Below are 21,282 nucleotides of genomic sequence, written 5' to 3'. Positions count from 1 at the left end.
GGCTGACCGGGGCGGCGTTCACCCAACGAATTTTCTGCGTGCGCCGTACCTGACGGGATCGGCGTGCGCCGCAGCACTGCGCGAGGAACAAGGGATGTTCTCACCGGCCAACCAGCCTCATTTCAATCTGACCATCGATGGCGTCGACAGCGATTTCCAGGTGCTGTCGTTCACCGGTCGGGAGGCACTCAACACCCCCTTTGAATTCGAGTTGGAACTGGTCAGTGAAAAGGCCTCGATCAACCTCGAAGGCGTGCTGCACAAACTCGCGTTCCTTCAGCTCTCGCCGAGCGGAACGGGCATTCACGGACTGGTCTACAGCATCGCCCAAGGCGAGGCGGGCAAGCGTCTGACCCGTTACAGGATCTCCTTGCGCCCGCAACTGGCGTACCTGGCGCATCGGGTCAATCAGCGCATTTTCCAGCAGATGACCGTGCAGCAAATCATCAGCCAAGTGCTCGAAGAACACGGCATCCTGGCCAGTGATTACCACTTTCAACTGAGCGCGGTGTATCCGGAACGCATCTACTGCGTGCAGTACGACGAGACGGATCTGCACTTCGTCCAGCGCCTGTGCGAGGAGGAGGGTATCCATTACCACTTCCAGCACACCGCCAGCGGCCACAAACTGACCTTCGGTGATGACCAGACGGTGTTCCCGAAACTGGCGCCCGTAGCCTATCAGCAGGACTCGGGCCTGGTGGCGGACAAACCGGTGGTCAAGCGTTTCGGCCTGCGCCTAGCCACGCGAACCAGCCGTGCCACGCGGCGTGATTACGATTTCGTCAAACCGAAGATCGAGCTGGAAAGCGATGCCAAGAGCAGCGCTAAACCGGATCTGGAAGATTACGATTACCCGGGCCGTTTCGTGGATCGCGACCGTGGCCGGCATCTGGCCAATCGTGCGCTGGAACGCCACCGCAGCGACTACCGCCTGGCCGAGGGCAACAGCGACCAACCGATCCTGGTCAGCGGCCACTTTCTCGCCCTGACCGACCACGCCAATCCGACGTGGAACGACCTGTGGCTGCTCACCGAAATCTTCCACGAAGGCAAGCAGCCGCAAGTGCTGGAAGAATCGGTGACCAGCGACACCACCGACCTGAAGGACGATTTCCACCAGGGCTATCGCAACCGTTTCAGCGGGATCCCGTGGGACGTGCCGTACCGTCCGCCACTGGATCACCCGAAACCCAAAGTTCTTGGTTCGCAAAGCGCCGTGGTCACCGGCCCGGAAGGCGAGGAGATCTTCTGCGACCAGTACGGTCGGGTGAAGGTGCAGTTCTTCTGGGATCGCGAAGGCCAGCGCGACGACAAGACCACCTGCTGGATGCGCGTGGCCTCCAGTTGGGCTGCCGAGACCTTTGGTTCGATCAACATTCCGCGCGTTGGCATGGAAGTGCTGATCACCTTCCTCGAAGGGGATCCCGATCAGCCGCTGATCACCGGTTGCCTTTACCACGGCGCGAACCTGCCGCCGTACAAGCTTCCGGATTTCAAGACGCTGGCCACGGTCAAGAGCAAGGAATACAAGGGCAGTCGTGCCAACGAACTGCGTATCGACGACACCACCAGCGAGATCAGCATTGCTCTGCGCAGCGATCACGGTGCGAGTGCGATCAACCTTGGTTACCTGACTCATCCGCGTCCTTCCGGTGGTCAGCCGCGCGGTGAAGGTTTCGAGTTGCGCACGGATCGCCATGGTGCGGTGCGTGCCGGTGCCGGTTTGCTGATCACCACCGAGCCACGCCCGAACGAATCCAAACACCATAAGGATCTGCCGGAAACCGCTGAGCGCCTAGCCACCGCCAGCGATCAGCAGGACGGCTTCGCCCAGCAGGCCAAAGAGCTGCAAGCCCAGGAACCCGGCGACCAGGATGACGTGGCCAAGGCACTGCACAGTCAGCACCAGGGCATCCTCGGAAGCGGCCCGGCGAACATGACCGCCAACGAGTTTCCGGAGTTCACTGAACCGCATCTGGTGCTCGCCAGCCCGGCCGGCATCGCCCTGACCACGCCGCGCTCCAGCCACATCGCCACCGGCGAACACCTGGCCCTGAGCAGCACTGGTCACACCAGTCTGTCGATCGGCAAACGCCTGCTGGCCAGTGCCAGTCGGGGCATGCGCCTGTTCGTGCAGAGCATGGGTTGGCGTCTGGTGGCGGCGTCCGGCGACATTGATGTGCGGGCACTGAAGGACAGCATCAATCTGCTGGCCAAACTCAACATTACCGCCAATGCCGATCGCATCACCATTACCGCCAAGACTGAGCTGGTGATCCAGGGTGGCGGCAGCGCCACGACCTACAACGCCGGCGGCATCACCCACGCCACCAGCGGGCCTTACACCGCCCACGCGGCGAACTTCGCCTACACCGGCGCCAAGAGCCTGGCTGGCGTATTCCCGGAACCGCCGAAACCGGGTAAGGGCAACCTCGAACTGTTCAACCAGTACGCCGGGCGCCAGGGCATCAAGGAAGGCGATTACGAAGTCATCGACGCCTTGGGCAAGAGCATCAAGGGCAAGCTCGATGCCAAGGGCTTTGCCAGCGTTTCCGGTGCCGCACCGGGGCCTGCCCGCGTGTTGTTCGGCAAAGATTCGGCGGACACCTGGAGCGACGGCAGCTACATCGGCAAGCCTGAGTGGCCATTGAACCCGCCGGGTGCCGATGAAGTTCCCGCACAGGTGCAAGCCATGGTTGCGAAAGTTCTGCCAAGCAAGAACTGGGACGTGCTGGAGAAGGGAAAGGAATTGGCTCAGAGCGGGATGAGTGCTGTACAGACCGCGCAGGGTGCAATGCAAACGGCTCAGCAGGTGAAAGGCGCAGTGCAGGGCGGGGTGGCCGGGTTACCGAAACTGGCAAGTGCAGCGATGCCGAGTGCGTCGGGCATCCTGGGTGCATCGAGCAAGAGTGGCAAGTTGCCGACGCTTCCTATTCCGGCCCTACCAAAAACTTCCTTTAAAACCCCAGGCCTGCTGGCGGGTGAGATGCTTTCATGACCATTGAAACTGCTGTTGTAAAACGTGAATCCGTGGCCACTGTTGTCCCGCTCAATGAGATTAGCATCGCGGATGTCGGGCGCGACGCTGCCAAATTCGATGCCTGGTTGCAGGAGATCAGTGGCGGCTATGTAACCCTCGACCGGATCAAGAATGTCGCCGGGGCCTTGCCGGTGGTCGGCAATATCATGGCGTTGGTGGATGTCCTGAATGACATTGCCGTTCTATCCAAGAGCGAGAAGCGCGATCCGCTCGACTGGGTGAGTCTGGGCATCGACCTGATTGGCGTGATCCCCGTACCTGCGAATATGGCTGCTGCTCGAATGAGTTTGCGTCCAACTCTCTATCTGGTGCGGCAGGAGATGAAGGTTGCCGGAAAGACGTTGCTGGGCGATGCCTTGATTAATGTAATTGTCGGGCACTTGAACGCGACCATTGTCGGCGACATCGACGATTTTGTCAGAACGGCCAAAGCCACACTGCCCGATATTCTCGAAAAATCCGCGCAAAAGGGCGAAGAGATTCTTAACGACATCGCCATGGGTTTGAACGCGGTAGTCGATGCTGATCTCAATGCGACGGAGAGTCTCAATCAGGCCGAGAAAAAGATAAGTGGAGTCGGAGGGCAGTTGCTGCATGACCCGACGAAGGGGATCAGCAATATCTATGGCGCCCTTTGTGATGTCTATAAGGCGGCTGGCAAGGGAGTGATCAACAGCGCCGCGAAATATTTGCTGCCCAAAGACGCCAAGAAGTTGGTGCATGACCAGACTCGACTGCTTACGGCTATGGGCCCCGAGCTGCGCACTCAACTAAAAAAGCTTAGCGATCCGAGTATGCCATTTTCCATCGGCGCCCTCCTGGCTGTATTGGCCAAGGCCGTCGAGGCGTGGAATTTGCGCAACGGACGTGGGATTGCCGGTCACGTCAAGGTTGGAGGAACCAGCCAGGCCAAGCATCGATTGGGGGAGGGCAGGACGGAAGTCAGAAAGACCGAAGAGCCTGCGAAAAAGAAACCTAATGCAGAAAAGAATGGTACCTGTCCAGGTACTTGCGACAGCATCAGCTTTGCAATGGGATCGGAGAGTGTCGCGCACACGGATTTCAATCTGGCCGGCCCGTTCCCGATCGAGTGGACGCGTATCTACAGCTCGGATCTGGGTGCTTATGACCAAGGCGACTTGGGTGCACGATGGATCACTTCATTCACAACACGATTCGACCTCATCGACGGTGCCTTGCAGTTCCATGATGCAGATGGTCGCAGCCATGACTTTCCGTTACCCAAAGTCGACCTGTTTCACTATGACGCCATTGAAAATCTCACTGTTGTCCGGGTAAGCGACGACAAACTGTTGCTCTGCCGTGGTTTTGAACGCAAGGAAACCTACGTACGTCATGGCCAGCAGTTTTTGCTGGCCGGTGTGGAGTTGCGAAGCGGCGCCGGCATCATGTTGCATTACGAACACCGCCACGGTAATCGGACGGTTCTGTCCGACCTGATTACCTATGAGGGGGATCTGAGCAAGGTACATCTGCATCTCGGGACAATGATTGATGAACAAGGACGTTTGACCGGTCTCTGGGAAATTCGTGACGGGGAGCCTCTGCGTCAGCTGTGTTCCTATGTCTACGATTCGGCGGGCGATCTGGTACAGGCACAAGATGAAAATGGCGCTGCTTGGCGTTATCAGTATCAACATCACCTGATCACCCGTTACACCGATCGCACTGGTCGGGGTATGAATTTGCAATGGCAAGGCTACGGTGCCGACGCCAAGGCTGTTCGCGAGTGGGCTGACGACGGCAGTTTCGATACGCGTCTGGAATGGGATGAAAACATTCGGCTGGTGTATGTCACTGACGCGCTCGGTCACGAAACTTGGCACTACTTTGACAGCCTTGGTTATACCTACCGCATCCGGCACGCAGATGATCGCTCCGATTGGTTTTTCCGTGATGACGCCAAGAACGTGATCCGTCACGTCCGCGCCGATGGTCGCTCGGATCGTTACAGCTATGACGAACGAAGCAACCTCCTCGAACATATCCGCACAGATGACACGGTAGTGCACTTTGCCTACGACGATCACGATCAACTGATCAAGATCAGCGATGCCGAGGGGGGGCAGTGGACAAGAGCCTATGACGACTCAGGCAATCTTGTTGAGAGCGTCGATCCACTGGGTAACAAGACTGAATACGCTTACAACCCGGCCGGGATGCCAACCGCAGTCAAAGATGCCAACGGCAATGAAAAGAAACTGTCCTATAACACTTCCGGGCAACTGGTGGAGTACGTCGACTGTTCAGGCAAGACCAGTGCCTGGGAGTACAACGATCGCGGGCAAATGGTTTGCTTCACAGATGCCTCCGGTCAGAGCACCGAGTACGAGTACAAAGCCGGGCAACTGATACTGATCAAGCATCCGGACAAGACCGAAGATCGTTTTGAGCGCGATGCGGAAGGCCGTTTGCTGGCTCATGTCGATGGTCTAGATCGTTGCACGACATGGAAGTACAGCGCGGCAGGATTGATTGCCGAACGGGTCGATGCGCTGGAGCATGCCGTTCGTTATCGCTGGGACAAACTCGGTCGTCTGGTTGCGCTGGAAAACGAGAATGAGCGGCGCGCCCATTTCAACTATGATCCGGTCGGCCGCTTGCTGGAAGAAACAGCCTTTGATGGGCACTCAACCCGGTACTTGTATGAACCCGAAACCGGGCGACTTGCGAAAATCTACAAGGGAGAGCATTGCGTCGAGGTTCGTTTTGACTCAATGAATCGTTTGGTTGAACGTCGAGCCATTTTGGGTGAACAGCAGCAGAGCGAAACTTTCAATTACGACGGCAATAGCAAACTGATCATGGCTTGCAATGCCGACAGCCGCCTGCAGTGGTTTCATGATCCGGCGGGCAACATACTGCGTGAACACCAACATTATCTGGGCCTGGAAAGTCCGATGGTCGCCGTATGGCAGCACGAGTACGATGCACTCAATCAAAGGGTTGCCACCATTCGCCCCGATGGACATCGTGTCAGCTGGCTGACTTACGGTAGCGGACACTTGCTGGGCTTGCGTCTGGACGATCATGAGTTGGCCGGTTTCGAGCGCGATGACTTACATCGCGAAGTCGCCCGTCACCAAGGGAACCGCCTGCTGCAAACGCAGAAATGGGATCCCACCGGACGACTGCAAGAGCAGATGCTGGAACGTGGTGATGACAAGTCCGTGCTGCTCAAGCGCGACTACAAATACGATGCTGCCGGTCAACTGACGGATATCAATGATAGTCGTCGAGGCCCACTGTCCTATCGCTATGATCCTGTAGGTCGTTTAATCAGTGCCGTCACGCGGCTTGGGGTCGAAACCTTTGCTTTCGATCCAGCCGGCAACCTTCTGGATGAAAAAGCCTTTGATATCCGCAGGCCCCTGGATCAGGAGCCCGTGCGCAGCAAACTTCTCGATAACTTGTTGCGTGAGTACGCAGGCACGCACTATGAGTACGACGAACGCGGAAATCAGGTCAAGCGTTGGAGTAATGGCCGTGTGTGCGAGATGCGATGGGATCTGTTCGATCGCCTGGTGCATTTCGAAGATGACCGTCTGGCAGTGGATTATGCCTACGACCCACTCGGTCGCCGCCTGCACAAAAACTCCCGAGCGCACTATAAGCATCGTCCAGAGGCCGGATCTCTGTGGAATCGCAATGAACATGCACGCAAACAACGTGAGTATGGTTGCGGCTTCACGATGTTCGGTTGGGACGGTGACAATCTGGCGTGGGAGAGCAGTCCCGCTCAGCTGGATGGTGATACCGGACGCACTGTTCATTACGTATTTGAGCCCGGTACATTCAATCCAGTGGTACAGGCGCTAAGTCACCAGCCTATTCGTTTGGTGCCTCAACCCATTTACGGTGATGTTTACACACCGGACGAGGATCCACTGTGGAATCACTCGCCTGTTCCTCAACCGTTTGATGCGATTGCGTGGTATCAGTGCAATCACCTCGGCACGCCACAAGAGCTTACCGACCAGCAGGGTGAAATGGCATGGAGCGCGCAGTACAGGGTGTGGGGACAAGCGATTGAACAACGCTCATCCTCGGCCCAGCGACAAGGGTTGAATAACCCGATCCGCTTCCAGGGCCAGTATCACGATCATGAGACGGGACTGCATTACAACCGCCATCGGTACTACGACCCTGGCGTTGGTCGCTTCGTGTCTCGCGATCCAATCGGATACTCCGGCGGTATCAACTTCTATCAGTATGTGATCAGCCCGACCCAGTGGGTCGATCCGAATGGACTATGCAGTAGCACGCTCAATCGGGCATTGGGTGGCAAAGCCCATGACAAAATGCAGGCGCATCACCTCATCCCCGAGGAAGTGTGGGGACGGCAAGCCAGCTTCTTCTCGGATATCGGGATGGGTGGAGAACGCGATAAAAAGGAAAACGGTCTGTTGATGCCTGACAGTGCTGATCAGGCCAAGAAAACCAAGCGTGTTTTTTACCATTGTGGGTCGCATGGTAAGGTCTATACGCCAATGGTTGAAAATATGGTTGAAAAAGTTCGTGATGACTATGATTCTGGCGATATCGATAAGGCACAGGCTCGCTCCCAGATTTCAGCAATCCAATCCAGACTAAGAGCGAGTTTGTCTGTGCCTGGAACAAAACAACGTCGAGTTCGATGAATAAGGAGTTGTACGTCATGAATTATTATGTTCTTTCTCAAAAGGAAGACTCTGGCTGTCCTATAGGTATTATCTATGCCGATCTTTTTGATAAGTTTTATCCCAATACAACGGGCGTTGAGTTTGGGTTTTTTCCATGGTATGCGCAAAAAGGGAAGCCCGGGCCACGTACACCGTTCCCCGAAGGCATGGTTTTGATCTCCAAGGATAAGTACTATGATTTTGATATTCGTAGTATTTCCCGGTTTTTTTATGTAGTAAGTGATGAGTTTTTGGCTGCTTGTAATAGCCTCAATGTGAAAATGGTTGACAGTGTTGCAATTGAAGTCGTTTCCGAGGCGGGCAAGCGTATCTCTTCAAAAAATTACAACGCTGTATTGTTCGATGAGATGGATGTTCGGGCAAATTGCGATCCGGCCTCTACGTTTGTCGAAGAAAATGGTAGGCCCATCAGATTCAAGAAATTAATTCTCCCTGATGATTGGAGACTAGATGTTTTCAAATACAAGAGACTTGTTTCAGGTAGTGATAGCCTGATCTGCTCTCAGTCGTTCAAGGATTTGGCGACCGATTTCAAGGGCATTGAATTTACCCCCTTGGAAACAGTAGTCTGGTCTGGGATTCGACGAATTTGAAAGGTACAAATCCGGGTTGCCAATTGGATGAAAAAATTAGCCATGTAAGGTGGGGGAACTCTTCTATGAAAGTTGAAGCCGGATCAGTTTCCGAGCATGCATCCAGCTCTTCAAAAAGTACGCATTCAAAGAGTTTGTGAAAGGGATCAAGGGGGTGGAATTTACTCCTTTGGAAAGCGTGCTCTGGTCGGCTATCAGACCAATTTGACGAATTTGAAAGGTACGAACCTGGAGTTCCGAATGGACGAGAAAGTCATCCCTGTTCTGATTCAGGTATTTGCAGGCGACAGCGATGATTCTGTATTCGAGGAGCTTCCGGCTCGTCAGGTGGGGGCGGCAACCTATGAGCTGCTGTCCTCACTTGGCCTGGCGCTGAATATGGCCCGTGGAGATGTCATCTCTATCGAAAACAGAAACACCCATGCGGTGGTTCTTGAGCGAGGTGGCAACTTCTGCATCAATATCTATGCCGACTATATCCCTGCTGAGGATATCGCCGGGCTTGAGAGCTATGTCGGTCGTGAGTTGGGTGGAACGCTGGATGGTGTGTTCGAGGGAAATCTCTCGCTCGCCGTTCCTGCGAGTAACGGGATGGACAAGATCAACGCGTTTTTTAATCGGTTCTGCGATAGAACCGGGGTTCAATGGTACTACGCGAACATCTATCAAAATCTGGATGACGATGATGACGAGACGCTTTTGAATTGGTGGCTCGAAGATTGAAACAACTGAACCATCAATCGAATTGGCATCCAGGGAGCTGTTGTGAACGAAGGTGATTTGGTTTTTCCGGATGCGATGCAAAAGATCATCTGTGAAAAGTATGGGATGCCTGTGCTTCCCCCAGAGAAAATAGTCGCCATTGCGGTACAGACGCTTGGTCAAGCTCCAATCTACGGCAGCAGAGTCGAGCTGCCGGAAGGGGGAAATGTCAGCTGGTTCATTCACTGCGGCAAGCATTCAGCAGCGATTGATTTTTACCAGCCGGTTTGCGTTCATCATTTGAGCGAAATGCTACCGAAAGTCATGAATTATCTATGCCTGCCAACAGGCTCGAAATTCATCATCGATACCGATGGATACGAAGATGTTTGGATGGCTGAGTAACATTGAAAAGGGGAGTTGGTAACCCTTGGCTTTCAGGTGCTCGCCCAACTTCAGATCGGTGCAGGCAACCAGCTCTCTACTCAAAGGAGTGACAACATGAAAGACGCAATTCGCTTGGGCGACGCCACCACGCACGGCGGTAAGGTGCTCGAAGCCTTCTCCCAAACCAACCTCAACGGCAAGCCGATTGCAGGTGTCGGTCACAAGGTAAGCTGCCCATTGTGCAAAGGGGTTTTCCCGATTGCCGAGGGCAGCAGCACCTACACTGTTGATGGAACCCCCATCGCTCTGGACGGGATGAAAACCGCCTGCGGGGCGGCACTGATTGCCAGCGGCCCTAAAGGCGCCGTTATCAGCTGAATCTTTGACTTTTATTTAGCTTTATTACTCCCGAGCGCGGCATTCAGTCGTGCGCTTGGTGGGGAGCATGTGCCTTCGTCTATTGCAGACGGGGAAAACAGATTTCAGCCTTGTCCGTACCGGACTTTGCGTGCAAATCACGCATTTGGAACTCTGGTTTAGAAACTCCAGCGGCTTCCCTCGCCACATCAGACCTCTTGCGCAACATTGTCACTGTCATCGGTGCGCCATCCTCTGACACGATCAGCCGCGTCGAGCGGACCTTGTGCCCCGACTTTCGGGTCATGATTTGATCAATCAAAACCTTCAGTTCACTGGTTAACTCGATTCGTCGCTTAGCCTTTGTTTTCCGCTGAAGTATCCATATTTGGCCGTCGCGGACATCAAAAAGATCAGGCTCGCCTGCACGATCGCCTTGCTACTTCCGATATACGGCAGCGGATTCTGCCAGTGGTTGGGGAGTGCCAGCCGCTACCGAAGCCGGCGGCGTGGATCATGGAGGAGCGTGCCCCCGACTTGACCCAGCGCATGCTCGACGAGCTTGAGAATTCCTCTGACGAGCTTTCTCATGCAGGCCTTTGTCGTTTCAATCTCGCAATTTTTGACAGCTCTATCCTTAAGTCCAGTCAGTTAAGAAATTTCAGTCGCGACGCACGCTTTGTAGCAGGCTGTGTTCGGCTGCGAAGCAGTCGTAGAATCAGAAATTGCGGTGCGTGAGGCAGACCGCGTCAGCCAGATTCACGACTGCTGCGCAGCCGAACGCAACCTTCGGCAGCTGCTACAAATCCCGCTCAACCCTCACCGCCCCAAACACCCGTAGCCGCCGTGCGCCGAACATAGTCTGTGAAATCCCGCGCGGACCGGCCCAGTGCGCGCTGTACACCGTCGGTAATCGGTGTATTGCGACCATCGAGCACCGTTGTGAAGAGATACAGCACCAGGTCGATCAGCTGAGCGGGCAATTGCGCCTGTTCCAGCGCCTCGCGATAGGCTTGCGGCGGTACGGCGATGAACTGGATATCGCGTTGGGTCTCGCGGGCGATTTCATTGACGGCTTCGGCAAACGTCAGCGCTCGCGGCCCTGTCAGTTCATAGAGCTGGCCTGAATGGCCGGATTTGGTCAGCGCCTCGACGGCGATTTCGGCGATGTCTTCTGCGTCGACGAAGGGCTCTGCGATATTGCCGACGGGCAGTACCAGTTCGCCCTGAAGAATCGGCTCCAGAAAGTGCGCCTCGCTGAAGTTCTGGCTGAACCAGCTGGCACGCAGGATGGTCCAGTCGACGCCGCTGTTTTGTATGACACGCTCCGCTTGTGCCGCTTCGACTTCACCGCGCCCGGACAGCAGGACCAGTTTGCTGACGCCGCTTTTGACCGCCAGATCGGTGAACGCCTGAACGGTTTCAAGGGCGCCGGGAACGGCGAGGTCTGGTTGATAGGCGATGTAAACGGCGTGGATTCCATCCAGCGCGGCATCCCACGTGGTTCGATCCTCCCAGTCGAAAGGTGGATTCGCCGCGCGTGATCCCTCGCGCACGGGGTGTCCAGCGGCTTTTAGTCGTTGGGTGATCCGCCGCCCGGTTTTGCCGGTGGCGCCGAGGATCAGGATTGTGTCTTGGGCAGTCGTCATCGCGCTCATCTCCATCGGTTAATGTGAGTGATGCTCATGTTTAAAAGATGATAAACGCTCATGTTCTGCCGTCAACCGACAACATCGAAGAAGCCGACGTATGGCTACTGCCTATTGGGCGCGGTGGTAGGCGGTGCTAAGGTGAGTCCTTGTCATGTTTATTAATCGGGAAATCCGCCAGTGCAAAAGAAAGCAGCCGCTGGGCTCGAACAATCTGTTTCAGAGCCGACCCGACGCAACCCCACGCAGCAACGCAGCCGCGAGCGTCAGGAGCGAATCCTGGGCGTGGCGACTCAACTGATCGCGACCAAGGGCAGCGATCAGGTGAAGATGAGCGAAATCGCCGAACGTTCGGAGATTTCGATCGGCTCTCTGTATCAATATTTTCCCGATAAGAGTTCGATCATCCGCACGCTGGCCGAGCGCTATAACGCCGAGAGTCGTCGCTGTATCGAAGGGGCACTGGCTGCGGTCGAGGATGCGCAAGGATTGCGCGAAGCCTATTCGGACTTGCTCGATCAGTATTACGAGATCGTCCTGGCTACGCCTGCGATGCGGGATATCTGGTCCGGCATGCAGGCGGACAAGCAGCTTCTGGCGCTGGAGCTGGAGGAGAGTCGTGTCGCCGGCGGTTTGTTGGCCGATGCGATGCTGCGAGTGTTTCCCGGCAGCGATGCGCAGCAAGTAACCGATGCAGCCTTTTTGATCTGGCATCTGGGTGAGGCGACCATGCGATTGGCCATCTCTTGCGCGCCCGACGAGGGCCGGCGCCTGGTCGAGGCGTTCAAGCGCATGTCGCTGGGTGAAATCATGGCACCGGCGACCATGAGTACGTTCGAGTCATAAACCGGGCGGGGCCAAGCGTGTCAGCTACACGAATGGCTGGCCGGTAAAACCTCGTGGCAGTCTTTGCAACCCGGGCATTTCGATCAGCCGTTGGGTCCAGGCTGCGCGCCAGTCATTGGCGGTGTGGGTGGCTTTGGCCTTGCGTGCGGCCCGACGTGCAGCGTTGCGTTCGGCTTTGCGCGCTTCTTTGAACGCATCGGTGTTGCGGCAGCTTCTGCATTTCACGCGGGTCAGTATGCTGCTTGAGGTCAGGTTGCTGCCTTTGTGTCCGCAGGCCAGGTGCCCGCCGACTTTGAAGTGAGTGACCATGGGGTATCTCCTTCGTGATGTGTAATCGTTCGACAGACGGGTGAGGGCGTTCGTTCGCTATATATAGCAGGCAAAAAAAGGCCCGCATGCGGGCGGGCCAATGGGCATTCTTGAAAAGGAGTGGATGCACTGTAGGGGGGGAGTTGTGAAGGCGGTGTGAAATGGGAAAGGGCTTAAACAAAAAAGCCCGGCAAACTTGGCCGGGTTGGTGTGTAGCGCAGACAGGGATAAGCCTGATGACGATGATGTCACCGATCAGGCGTCCTGACTCAGGCTCTGTCCCTGGTTTGAGTACCGTGGTCGACTCATCTGAAGCGAGGCAGCGGCGGCTCGACAGGTTTGAGTGAAGAGAGCGCGCTGCGAATCTGCGGCGTGTCTTTCTCGATGTCGTTCAGACGATCGCGAATCCTGAGGGCTGTCGGATGCCCTCCTTGATTATCAACCCAATCGGCGATTTCCTTGCAGGCAGCGGCAAGACGCGCCTGACGGGAGTCAAGCAGGGTGAGCAGGGTGGTGATGGACTCTTTCTCGGACATGACATACACCTCCGTTCAAAGAAATCGGGTAAAGGGCAACAAAAAGCCCGCGGGGAGCGAGCTTTCTGCCGATGGGTCGCTGATCCTTCAGCCCCTTTGAGTATAGACCCGGAACTAAAACAGGTCAGGTCAGCTTCAGGCTTGCCGGGACTTCGGCGAGCTGACCGCGTTAAGCCGCCGACATTCGCGCGCGGCGTCCTCTTCAAGATCGAAGCCGTCACCGATGAAGCCACGGGTGCGGGTATCGGTAATGCGATACCAGATGGCAGCATCGGGTGGTGGATGATCGGCTTCTCCGGCCCGGCGGCCATGAATGATGATCTTGTTGCAGCGTTTCACAACGAAAATGTCTTCCATGGCGGCACCGAAGCTATTCGTATTCAGATCAAGCATAGAAGCCCTTTGCAATCACGCCAAAAAAGGGCAGGTCAGTTCGTCGGTTAGTTCGCCTCGAAGAGGTCCTACGGTGTTTCGGCCGTCTCGATAAGCTTTTCGAGAAGCACAGCCAGCGCGACTTCTTCGGCCCTGAGCCTTTTACGTCCCCTCGATCGCGGCAGTTTGGCCAACGCCCCCTGCATGAAACCATCGACGACGGCCGGGTGGATGTAGCACTTGCGGCAAACCGCCGGGGTATTGCCCAACTGCCGGGCGACATTCTTGACCATTTCCACCACATGCCGCTTCGCATCGGCTTCCGATTCCCACTGCAACTCGCGCAACACCGCCAATGCCAGTGCACTGCCGGCCCAGGTGCGGTAATCCTTGGCGGTGAAATCGGCACCGGTCAGCGTCTGCAAGTAGGCGTTGACGTCGGAGGAACTGATGGTGTGCCGCTCGCCGTTTTCGTCCAGATACTGAAAGAGGTTTTGCCCGGGTATTTCCAGGCAACGCTTGATGATCCGCGCCAGGCGCCGGTCTTTTACGGTGATCTGGTGCTCGATGCCGCTCTTGCCGCGAAACTGGAACAGGATCGCGCTGCCGTTGATCTCGACGTGACGACTGCGCAGCGTCGTCAGGCCGTAGGAGCGGTTGTCCCGGGCGTATTGCGGGTTGCCGACCCGGATCAGCGTCGCATCGAGCAAGGTAATCACCGTGGCCATGACCTTGTCGCGGCTGAAACCGGGCGCGGCCAGCAGCGTTTCCAGTTGTTTGCGCAGTTTCGGCAGGGCCAGGCCGAAGTCCCGCAAGCGCGAATATTTGTCGGCATCGCGCACTTCCCGCCAACGCGGGTGATAACGGTATTGCTTGCGGCCGCGAGCGTCGCGGCCGGTGGCTTGCAGATGGCCGCGCGGGTCGGTGCAAATCCACACATCGGTATAGGCGGGCGGCACCGCGAGTGCGTTGATGCGTTTGATTTCATCCGGATCGGTAATGCGCTGGCCCGCCGCGTCGAAGTAGCAAAACTTGCCGCGCAGGAGTTTGCGGGTGATGCCGGGCTGGCTGTCATCGACGTAATGCAGGTCGGGCGGCAATCCGTCGGGCAATGCAGTGTCTGGCATGGCGGCTCATCCTGGGCAGCAAATCATGGGGCGTTAAGCCATTGACCGCGCGCCATCGTCGGGGTGCCGACGGATTCAGGCCAGCACCGCCACCGCTTTGATTTGCGCCCAGAGTTGCTGTCCGGGGTGCACGCCCAATTGATCCCGGGAATAACGGGTGATCCGCGCCAGTAGCGGTGTACCGGCCGCGTTCAGGCGGATCAGTACGTGAGCGGCGTTATCGGCACCGATTTCACTGATCACCGTGACCGGCAGACGATTGAGAATGCTGCTTTGTTCGACGCCTTGCAGGCTCAGGCTGACATCCCGCGCCTGGACCTTGCAGCGCAGTGCCTGGCCTTCAGCCATCGGCGAATGGGCGACTCGAATGCTCAAGTCTGTGTTGGGCAGTTGCAAGGTCAACAACTGATAGTCGGCGTCATAGGCGCTGACGTGCCCTTCGATCACCACCCCGGCGTCGTCGCCCAGCGCCAGCGGCAGATCGAGCCGGGCCAGGGTTTCGCCAATGGGGCCGCTGGCCAAAGCCTTGCCGTTGCTGAGCAGAACAAGGTGGTCGGCGAGCCGCGCGACTTCATCCTGAGAATGGCTGACGTACAGCACCGGGATGTCCAGCTCATCGTGCAGCCGTTGCAGATACGGCAGGATTTCGTTTTTACGCTGGGTATCGAGTGCCGCCAACGGTTCGTCCATCAGCAGTAGTTTCGGGCTGGTGAGCAGGGCGCGAGCGATGCCGATCCGCTGGCGCTCACCGCCGGAAAGGTTCTGCGGATCACGGCCCAGCAAATGGCCAATCCCCAGCAACTCAGTGGCATGGGCCATGTCGACCCGGCGCTGTTGGCGGGGAATACGTCTGAGGCCGAACTCCAGATTGGCCCGCACCGATAAATGTGGGAACAGGCTGGCTTCCTGGAAAACGTAACCCAGGGCGCGTTTATGCGGCGGTACGAAAATCCCCTTGTCGCTGTCTTCCCAGACTTCATCGTTGACCTGAATAAAACCCTGCTCGGCCTGTTCCAGGCCGGCGATGCAGCGCAGGCAGGTGGTTTTACCCGAACCGGAATGGCCGTAAAGCGCCGTCACTCCGCGGCCGGGCAGTTGCAGGTCCACATCCAGGGAGAATCCCGAATAATTCAGTTTCAAGCGCGTGTGAATCATCGATCAGCTCCAGACCGCTTTGGTTTTACGGCTGGAGTAGAGCGCCAGCAATACCGCAAACGAGAACACCAGCATTGCCCCGGCCAGCCAATGAGCCTGGGCGTATTCCATGGCTTCGACGTGATCGTAGATCTGCACCGAAACCACGCGGGTCTTGTCGGGAATGTTGCCGCCGATCATCAGTACAACGCCGAACTCGCCGACGGTGTGGGCGAAACCGAGAATGGCCGCGGTGATGAAACCGGGGCGGGCAAGCGGCAGAACGACATTGAAGAACGTGTCCCAAGGATTGGCGCGCAAGGTTGCAGCCACTTCCAGTGGGCGAGTGCCGATGGCGGAAAATGCGTTTTGCAGCGGTTGGACCACGAACGGCATCGAGTACAGCACCGAGCCGATCACCAACCCCGCAAAACTGAAGGTCAAGGTGCCGAGCCCCAGTGATTGGGTGAAGTGGCCGACCCACCCGTTAGGGCCGAGCGCCAGCAACAAGTAAAAGCCGATCACCGTGGGCGGTAGCACCAGGGGCAGGGCGACGATCGCCCCGATTGGGCCGCGCAGCCAGGAGCGGGTGCGCGACAGCCATAACGCAATCGGAGTGCCAATGATTAGCAGGATGGCCGTGGTCAGGGACGCCAGTTTCAGGGTCAGCCAGATGGCGGAATAATCGGCACTCGATAGCGTCATTTAGAGTTGGTAACCGTAGGACTTGATGACGGCGGCGGCTTTCGGACCTTTGAGGTAGTCAACCAGCGCCTGGGCGGCCGGGTTGTCCTTGCCCTTGTTGAGGATCACCGCGTCTTGTTTGATTGGATCATGCAGATCGGCCGGAACGATCCAGGCCGAACCGCTGGTGACTTTGCCGTCTTTGTAGATCTGCGACAAGGCCACAAAACCGAGTTCGGCATTGCCGGTGGACACGAATTGGTAGGCCTGGGTGATGTTCTGGCCTTCAACGATCTTGTCTTTGACCTTGTCGGTCAGGCCTTGCTTGGCCAGCACCTGAGTGGCGGCCAGGCCATACGGGGCAGCTTTCGGGTTGGCGATGGACAAATGCTGATACTGATTGTCGCTCAGCACTTTGCCCTTGGCGTCGACATAACCGTCCTTGGCCGACCACAGCGCCAAGGTGCCGACAGCGTAGGTGAAGCGCGAACCCTTGACCGTGTCGCCTTCGGTTTCGAGTTTTTTCGGGGTGGTGTCGTCTGCCGAGAGGAACACTTCGAACGGCGCACCGTTTTTGATCTGGGTGTAGAACTGGCCGGTTGCACCAAAGGAGGTGACCAGTTTGTGCCCGGTGTCTTTCTCGAAATCGGCCGCGATGGCCTGGATCGGCGCGGTGAAGTTGGCGGCAACGGCGACCTGGACTTCGTCCGCCTGGGCGGACCCGAAAGCGAACACGGTGAACAGGCACGCGGGGGCAAAACGTGAGGCACGAATGATCATGGAACGGCTCCGTGGTAGGCGAGATGAAACGCTATATAGCGGAATATATAGCGAATTACCTGTAAACGGAACTTGTTGGATGCAAGATGCAAAGCGCGATATTGGCACGGGATTGTGGCGAGGGGGCTTGCCCCCATTGGGCTGCGTATTGGTAGGCCGTTAAACACAATCCCTGTGGGAGCGGGCTTGCCCGCGATAGCGGTGGGTCAGACACTTTAAGTGTGACTGACAGGGCTCTATCGCGGGCAAGCCCGCTCCCACAGGTTTTGTGCCTAGCGAGTCAATTTGACCAACGCCTCATCCGCCAACCGCCGGGTCAGCTCTGCCGAAGTCATTTCAACCCCCAACGTGAACGCCTGACCAGCCCAAAGGCTGCTGAAATCCGCTTCCCCCTTGGCCCGCAACGGCATCAACGCACCGCCCGCCAGGGGGAACGCCGGCGCCTTGGCGCTCATCGGCCCCAGTTCACGCATCACCCGATTGAGAATCCCGCGTGCCGGGCGCCCAGTGAAAATGTTGGTGACCGCCGTCTCGCTTTTCTTGGCCGTGCGTAACGCCTTGTGGTGAGAAGCGCTGACCTTGGCCTCCGGCGTGAACAAATAAGCCGTACCCACCTGGACCGCCGAAGCGCCCAGCAGAAAAGCCGCCGCGACGCCCCGCGCATCTCCAATCCCGCCCGCCGCAATCACCGGCACTTTCACAGCATCGACGATTTGTGGCACCAGGGCAAAGGTCCCCACCTGGCTGCTCAGGTCATCACTGAGAAACATCCCCCGGTGGCCGCCAGCCTCGTAACCCATGGCGATGATCGCGTCGCAACCGTGTTGTTCCAGCCAGACGGCTTCTTCGACCGTAGTCGCCGAAGAGAGAATTTTCGCCCCGGTGGCTTTTACCCGATCCAACAGAGACTTTCCCGGCAAGCCAAAGTGAAAACTCACCACTGCGGGACGAAACTCTTCGATCACTTCGCAGGCCGCATTATCGAACGGAGCGCGATTGGACACCGGCGTCGGTGCATCGAAATCGACCCCCAATTCCCGGTAATACGGTTCCAGCAGATGCTTCCAGTCCCGGGCGCGTTGTTCATCGGGTGCCGGAGGTTGATGGCAGAAGAAATTGACGCTGAACGGGCGCTGGGTCTGTTGGCGAATCGTCTTCAGCTCCTCGCGCAATTGCTCGATGCTCAGCATCGCGGCGGGCATCGAGCCTAGGCCGCCAGCGTTGCTCACCGCAATCACCATGGCGGACGTCGTCGCGCCGGCCAAGGGGCCCTGGATGATCGGCAGTTCGATCCCGAGCAGGTCAAGAATGCGGGTATCTGGCCATTGACTCATGTGCAGTGTTCTCCGACGTCGGTAGAAGCGAATTTGTATCAGCAATGACTGACCCAAGGCCAGTCGAGTTTGAGGATTGGCTTAAAGTCGGCTACGGCGATGTGTTTTCATGTGTTATTTCAACAGCACGACAACTGAGCGATTCCATCGGGAGGCAGTGATGTTCAAAGGCATTTTGATCGACAAGGACGACAGCGGTTACCGGGCCACCTTGCAAGAGATCAATGACGATCAATTGCCTGAAGGCGATGTGACGGTGCGTGTGGCGTACAGCACGCTGAACTTCAAGGATGGCCTGGCGATCACCGGCAGCAGCCCGGTGGTGCGCAAATTCCCGATGGTGCCGGGGATCGATCTGGCGGGCACTGTCGAAGTCAGCGGTCATCCGGACTACAAGGCCGGCGATCAAGTCCTGCTCAATGGTTGGGGGGTGGGCGAAGGACATTGGGGCGGATTGGCGCAGAAAGCTCGCCTGAATGGCGACTGGCTGATCCCGTTGCCCAAAGCATTCACCGCCGCGCAAGCGATGGCCATCGGCACGGCCGGTTACACGGCGATGCTGAGCATCCTGGCGCTGGAGCACAACGGCGTGACCCCCGATCAAGGCGAAGTGCTGGTGACGGGCGCCAATGGTGGCGTCGGCAGTTTCGCCATCGCGCTGCTGAGCAAACTCGGCTATCGCGTGGTGGCGTCCACCGGCCGCACCGCCGAGCACGACTACCTCAAGCAATTGGGTGCCAGTGAAATCATCGATCGCGCCACGTTGTCGGAGCCGGGCAAACCATTGGCCAAGGAACGTTGGGCGGCGGTAATCGATTCGGTCGGCAGCCACACGCTGGCCAATGCTTGCGCAAGCACTCGGGCCAACGGCACCGTCGCTGCCTGCGGTCTGGCACAAGGCATGGACTTTCCAGCCTCCGTCGCGCCGTTCATTTTGCGCGGTGTGACCCTGGCCGGCATCAACAGCGTGACCCAACCCAAAGCCAGGCGGATACTGGCCTGGAATCGCCTGGCCAAGGATCTGGACTTCGCCTTGCTGCCGCTGATCAGTCACGAAATCGGCTTGAGCGAAGCCATCGACGCGGCACCGCGCTTGCTCGCCGGCCAATTGCGCGGTCGGGTGGTGGTCGACGTCAATCGTTGATCGTCTCGGCGCCAATCAAACAGACAAACTGTAGAAACAAGGAAATAGCGACAATGGATGTAAAGCTGCGTGAAGTGCTGCCCTTTAGCGTCTCGGGTTTGCAGGTGCGAACCCTTAATGCCGCAGAACAGCAGCCAGATACCGCGCGTATCGGCCCTATGTGGGAACAATTTTTCGTTGAGGACGTTTTCGACAAGATCGCCCACAAACAGCCGGATTCCTTTATGTACGGCGTCTATTCCAACTACGAGTCCGATGCTTCGGGCCACTTTGATGTAACCGCGGGTGCCGCGGTCACCGCGCCTTCCGAGGGCTTTGCGCAGATTCAGGTTGAGGGCGGCGATTACCTGGTGTTCAGTGCCAAAGGGCCGATGCCCGACAGCGTCATTCAGACGTGGGGCCTGATCTGGGCTTACTTCGAGGATAACCCGCAGGTTCGCCGCAAGTTCGCCACGGACTTCGAGGTCTACACCGGTCCGGAGTCCGTGGCGGTCTACATCGGCATTCAGGACTCAGCCGCGTTTTCGCGTTCCAGCAACTGACGCTTGCGCTCCACGCCCCAGCGATAGCCCGACAGGTTGCCGTCGCTGCGCACCACGCGATGGCAAGGGATCGCCACCGCCAGGCTGTTCGCGCCGCAGGCCTGAGCCACGGCGCGTACGGCTTTGGGCGCGCCGATGCGCTGAGCGATATCGGCATAACTGGCGGTGCTGCCAGCGGGAATCTCCCGCAGGGCTTGCCACACCCGCTCCTGAAACGCCGTGCCGCGTACGTCCAGCGGCAAGTCCAGGCCGAGCGCCGGGGCTTCGATAAATCCGACGACCTTGGCAATCAACTGTTCGAACTCATGATCGGCGCCAATCAGGTTGGCGCGCCGAAACTTGTCCTGCAGATCACAGACCAATTGATGCGGATCGTCCCCCAGCAGAATCGCGCAGACGCCGCGCTCACTTTGCGCCACCAGAATGGCTCCCAGAGAGCACTGGCCGACGGCAAAACGAATGTCGTTGTTCTGCCCGGCCGCGCGGTAGTCGCCGGGTTTCATGCCCAGCACTTGATCGGCGGCCTCATAGAAACGGCTGTTGGAGTTGAATCCGGCGTCATACAGCGCGTCGGTGACCGTGCCGCCGTGCGCCAGGCGTTCGCGAACCTTGCGTGAGCGATGGGCAGTGGCGTAACCCTTGGGCGTCAGGCCGGTGATGGCCTTGAACACGCGATGGAAGTGGAAACTGCTCAGGCCGGCAGCGTCCGCCAGTTCATTCAACGCCGGTAGCGTCTCGGCGGATTCGATGTGACGGCATGCGGCGGCCACGGTCGTGGCGTGTTGTGCGGCGACGTCGCTTTGATCCTTCGCGGCCCGTTTGCTGGGACGATAACCTGCCGCCTGAGCTTGCTCGGCGGTGTCGAAGAATTCGACATTCTGCGGCTTCGGCAAACGCGCCAGGCTGCTGGGGCGGCAGTAGATGCCGGTGGTTTTCACCGCATACACAAACTGCCCGTCGGCGCGGGGATCGCGTGCGACTACGGCGGCCCAGCGAGGATCGTTTTCGGTGGCGATTTTTGTCGATTGAGTTGTCATGGC

Annotated in this window: 19 protein-coding genes and 1 pseudogene; 9 read left to right on the top strand and 11 right to left on the bottom strand. The window is 57.6% G+C overall.

The window, feature by feature from the left end; genetic code table 11:
- The first annotated feature begins 94 nt into the window (after positions 1-94).
- The 6 genes from AB7M22_RS12510 to AB7M22_RS12485 all read left to right on the top strand — a co-directional run bounded on the left by AB7M22_RS12510 (position 95) and on the right by AB7M22_RS12485 (position 9,806).
- Positions 95-3,001: a type VI secretion system Vgr family protein gene (locus AB7M22_RS12510; protein WP_454186523.1), complete on the top strand. Its 2,907-nt coding sequence runs from the start codon at positions 95-97 to the stop codon at positions 2,999-3,001.
- Positions 2,998-7,704, top strand: coding sequence for an RHS repeat-associated core domain-containing protein (locus AB7M22_RS12505; protein WP_454186522.1), 4,707 nt, complete (start codon positions 2,998-3,000; stop codon positions 7,702-7,704). The genes AB7M22_RS12510 and AB7M22_RS12505 overlap by 4 nt, the downstream gene beginning before the upstream one ends.
- Before the next feature lie 17 nt (positions 7,705-7,721).
- A complete protein-coding gene (locus tag AB7M22_RS12500; protein WP_454186521.1) occupies positions 7,722-8,339 on the top strand; it encodes an Imm43 family immunity protein in 618 nt (205 codons plus the stop codon).
- A 240-nt stretch (positions 8,340-8,579) separates the two neighbouring features.
- On the top strand, positions 8,580-9,062 hold the full coding sequence (locus AB7M22_RS12495) for a DUF4265 domain-containing protein (protein WP_454186520.1): 483 nt from the start codon (positions 8,580-8,582) through the stop codon (positions 9,060-9,062).
- Between the two features lie 42 nt (positions 9,063-9,104).
- Positions 9,105-9,446 carry an immunity protein Imm33 domain-containing protein gene (locus tag AB7M22_RS12490; protein ID WP_454186519.1) on the top strand — a complete coding sequence of 114 codons (342 nt, stop codon included), beginning with the start codon at positions 9,105-9,107 and terminating at the stop codon, positions 9,444-9,446.
- A 96-nt stretch (positions 9,447-9,542) separates the two neighbouring features.
- Positions 9,543-9,806, top strand: a complete 264-nt coding sequence (locus tag AB7M22_RS12485) for a PAAR domain-containing protein (RefSeq protein WP_454186518.1) — start codon at positions 9,543-9,545, stop codon at positions 9,804-9,806.
- 103 nt (positions 9,807-9,909) lie between these two features.
- Here the strand turns inward: AB7M22_RS12485 and AB7M22_RS12480 are convergent.
- A pseudogene (locus AB7M22_RS12480) lies at positions 9,910-10,191 on the bottom strand (integrase); the annotation flags it as partial.
- 406 nt (positions 10,192-10,597) lie between these two features.
- Positions 10,598-11,434 (bottom strand): NAD(P)H-binding protein, encoded by an 837-nt coding sequence (locus AB7M22_RS12475; protein WP_454186517.1) that lies wholly within the window; start codon positions 11,432-11,434, stop codon positions 10,598-10,600.
- A gap of 180 nt (positions 11,435-11,614) precedes the next feature.
- Between AB7M22_RS12475 and AB7M22_RS12470 the strand changes: the two genes are divergently transcribed.
- Positions 11,615-12,280 carry a TetR/AcrR family transcriptional regulator gene (locus AB7M22_RS12470; protein ID WP_454186516.1) on the top strand — a complete coding sequence of 222 codons (666 nt, stop codon included), beginning with the start codon at positions 11,615-11,617 and terminating at the stop codon, positions 12,278-12,280.
- Positions 12,281-12,304: 24 nt separating this feature from the next.
- Here AB7M22_RS12470 and AB7M22_RS12465 read toward each other — a convergent pair whose 3' ends face one another.
- The 8 genes from AB7M22_RS12465 to AB7M22_RS12430 all read right to left on the bottom strand — a co-directional run bounded on the left by AB7M22_RS12465 (position 12,305) and on the right by AB7M22_RS12430 (position 18,556).
- On the bottom strand, positions 12,305-12,589 hold the full coding sequence (locus AB7M22_RS12465; RefSeq protein WP_008012834.1) for a hypothetical protein: 285 nt from the start codon (positions 12,587-12,589) through the stop codon (positions 12,305-12,307).
- Positions 12,590-12,894: 305 nt separating this feature from the next.
- On the bottom strand, positions 12,895-13,125 hold the full coding sequence (locus AB7M22_RS12460) for a hypothetical protein (protein ID WP_008012835.1): 231 nt from the start codon (positions 13,123-13,125) through the stop codon (positions 12,895-12,897).
- A gap of 135 nt (positions 13,126-13,260) precedes the next feature.
- Complete coding sequence (locus tag AB7M22_RS12455; protein WP_454186515.1) at positions 13,261-13,518, bottom strand: hypothetical protein; 258 nt, start codon at positions 13,516-13,518, stop codon at positions 13,261-13,263.
- Between the two features lie 68 nt (positions 13,519-13,586).
- Positions 13,587-14,624: a DNA topoisomerase IB gene (locus AB7M22_RS12450; protein ID WP_454186514.1), complete on the bottom strand. Its 1,038-nt coding sequence runs from the start codon at positions 14,622-14,624 to the stop codon at positions 13,587-13,589.
- A gap of 75 nt (positions 14,625-14,699) precedes the next feature.
- A complete protein-coding gene (modC, locus tag AB7M22_RS12445; protein ID WP_454186513.1) occupies positions 14,700-15,779 on the bottom strand; it encodes a molybdenum ABC transporter ATP-binding protein in 1,080 nt (359 codons plus the stop codon).
- Between the two features lie 3 nt (positions 15,780-15,782).
- Positions 15,783-16,463, bottom strand: a complete 681-nt coding sequence (modB, locus tag AB7M22_RS12440; protein ID WP_454186512.1) for a molybdate ABC transporter permease subunit — start codon at positions 16,461-16,463, stop codon at positions 15,783-15,785.
- Entirely contained in the window at positions 16,464-17,222 is a 759-nt protein-coding gene (gene modA, locus AB7M22_RS12435) for a molybdate ABC transporter substrate-binding protein (RefSeq protein ID WP_454186511.1), read from the bottom strand.
- A 272-nt stretch (positions 17,223-17,494) separates the two neighbouring features.
- Positions 17,495-18,556, bottom strand: a complete 1,062-nt coding sequence (locus AB7M22_RS12430) for an NAD(P)H-dependent flavin oxidoreductase (protein WP_454186510.1) — start codon at positions 18,554-18,556, stop codon at positions 17,495-17,497.
- Positions 18,557-18,716: 160 nt separating this feature from the next.
- Between AB7M22_RS12430 and acuI the strand changes: the two genes are divergently transcribed.
- Together acuI and AB7M22_RS12420 are read left to right on the top strand one after the other, a co-directional pair.
- Positions 18,717-19,700 (top strand): acrylyl-CoA reductase (NADPH), encoded by a 984-nt coding sequence (gene acuI, locus AB7M22_RS12425; RefSeq protein ID WP_454186509.1) that lies wholly within the window; start codon positions 18,717-18,719, stop codon positions 19,698-19,700.
- Between the two features lie 53 nt (positions 19,701-19,753).
- Positions 19,754-20,242, top strand: a complete 489-nt coding sequence (locus AB7M22_RS12420) for a GyrI-like domain-containing protein (protein WP_454186508.1) — start codon at positions 19,754-19,756, stop codon at positions 20,240-20,242.
- On the opposite strand, the gene ada is transcribed toward AB7M22_RS12420, so the two are convergent.
- Positions 20,206-21,279 carry a bifunctional DNA-binding transcriptional regulator/O6-methylguanine-DNA methyltransferase Ada gene (gene ada, locus AB7M22_RS12415; protein WP_454186507.1) on the bottom strand — a complete coding sequence of 358 codons (1,074 nt, stop codon included), beginning with the start codon at positions 21,277-21,279 and terminating at the stop codon, positions 20,206-20,208. The genes AB7M22_RS12420 and ada overlap by 37 nt on opposite strands.
- Between the last annotated feature and the right edge of the window lie 3 nt (positions 21,280-21,282).

It is taken from the genome of Pseudomonas sp. ADAK2 TE3594, from assembly GCF_053628675.1.
Note: the sequence above shows the minus strand (reverse complement) of the source record. Positions and strands in the feature narration are given on the sequence as shown.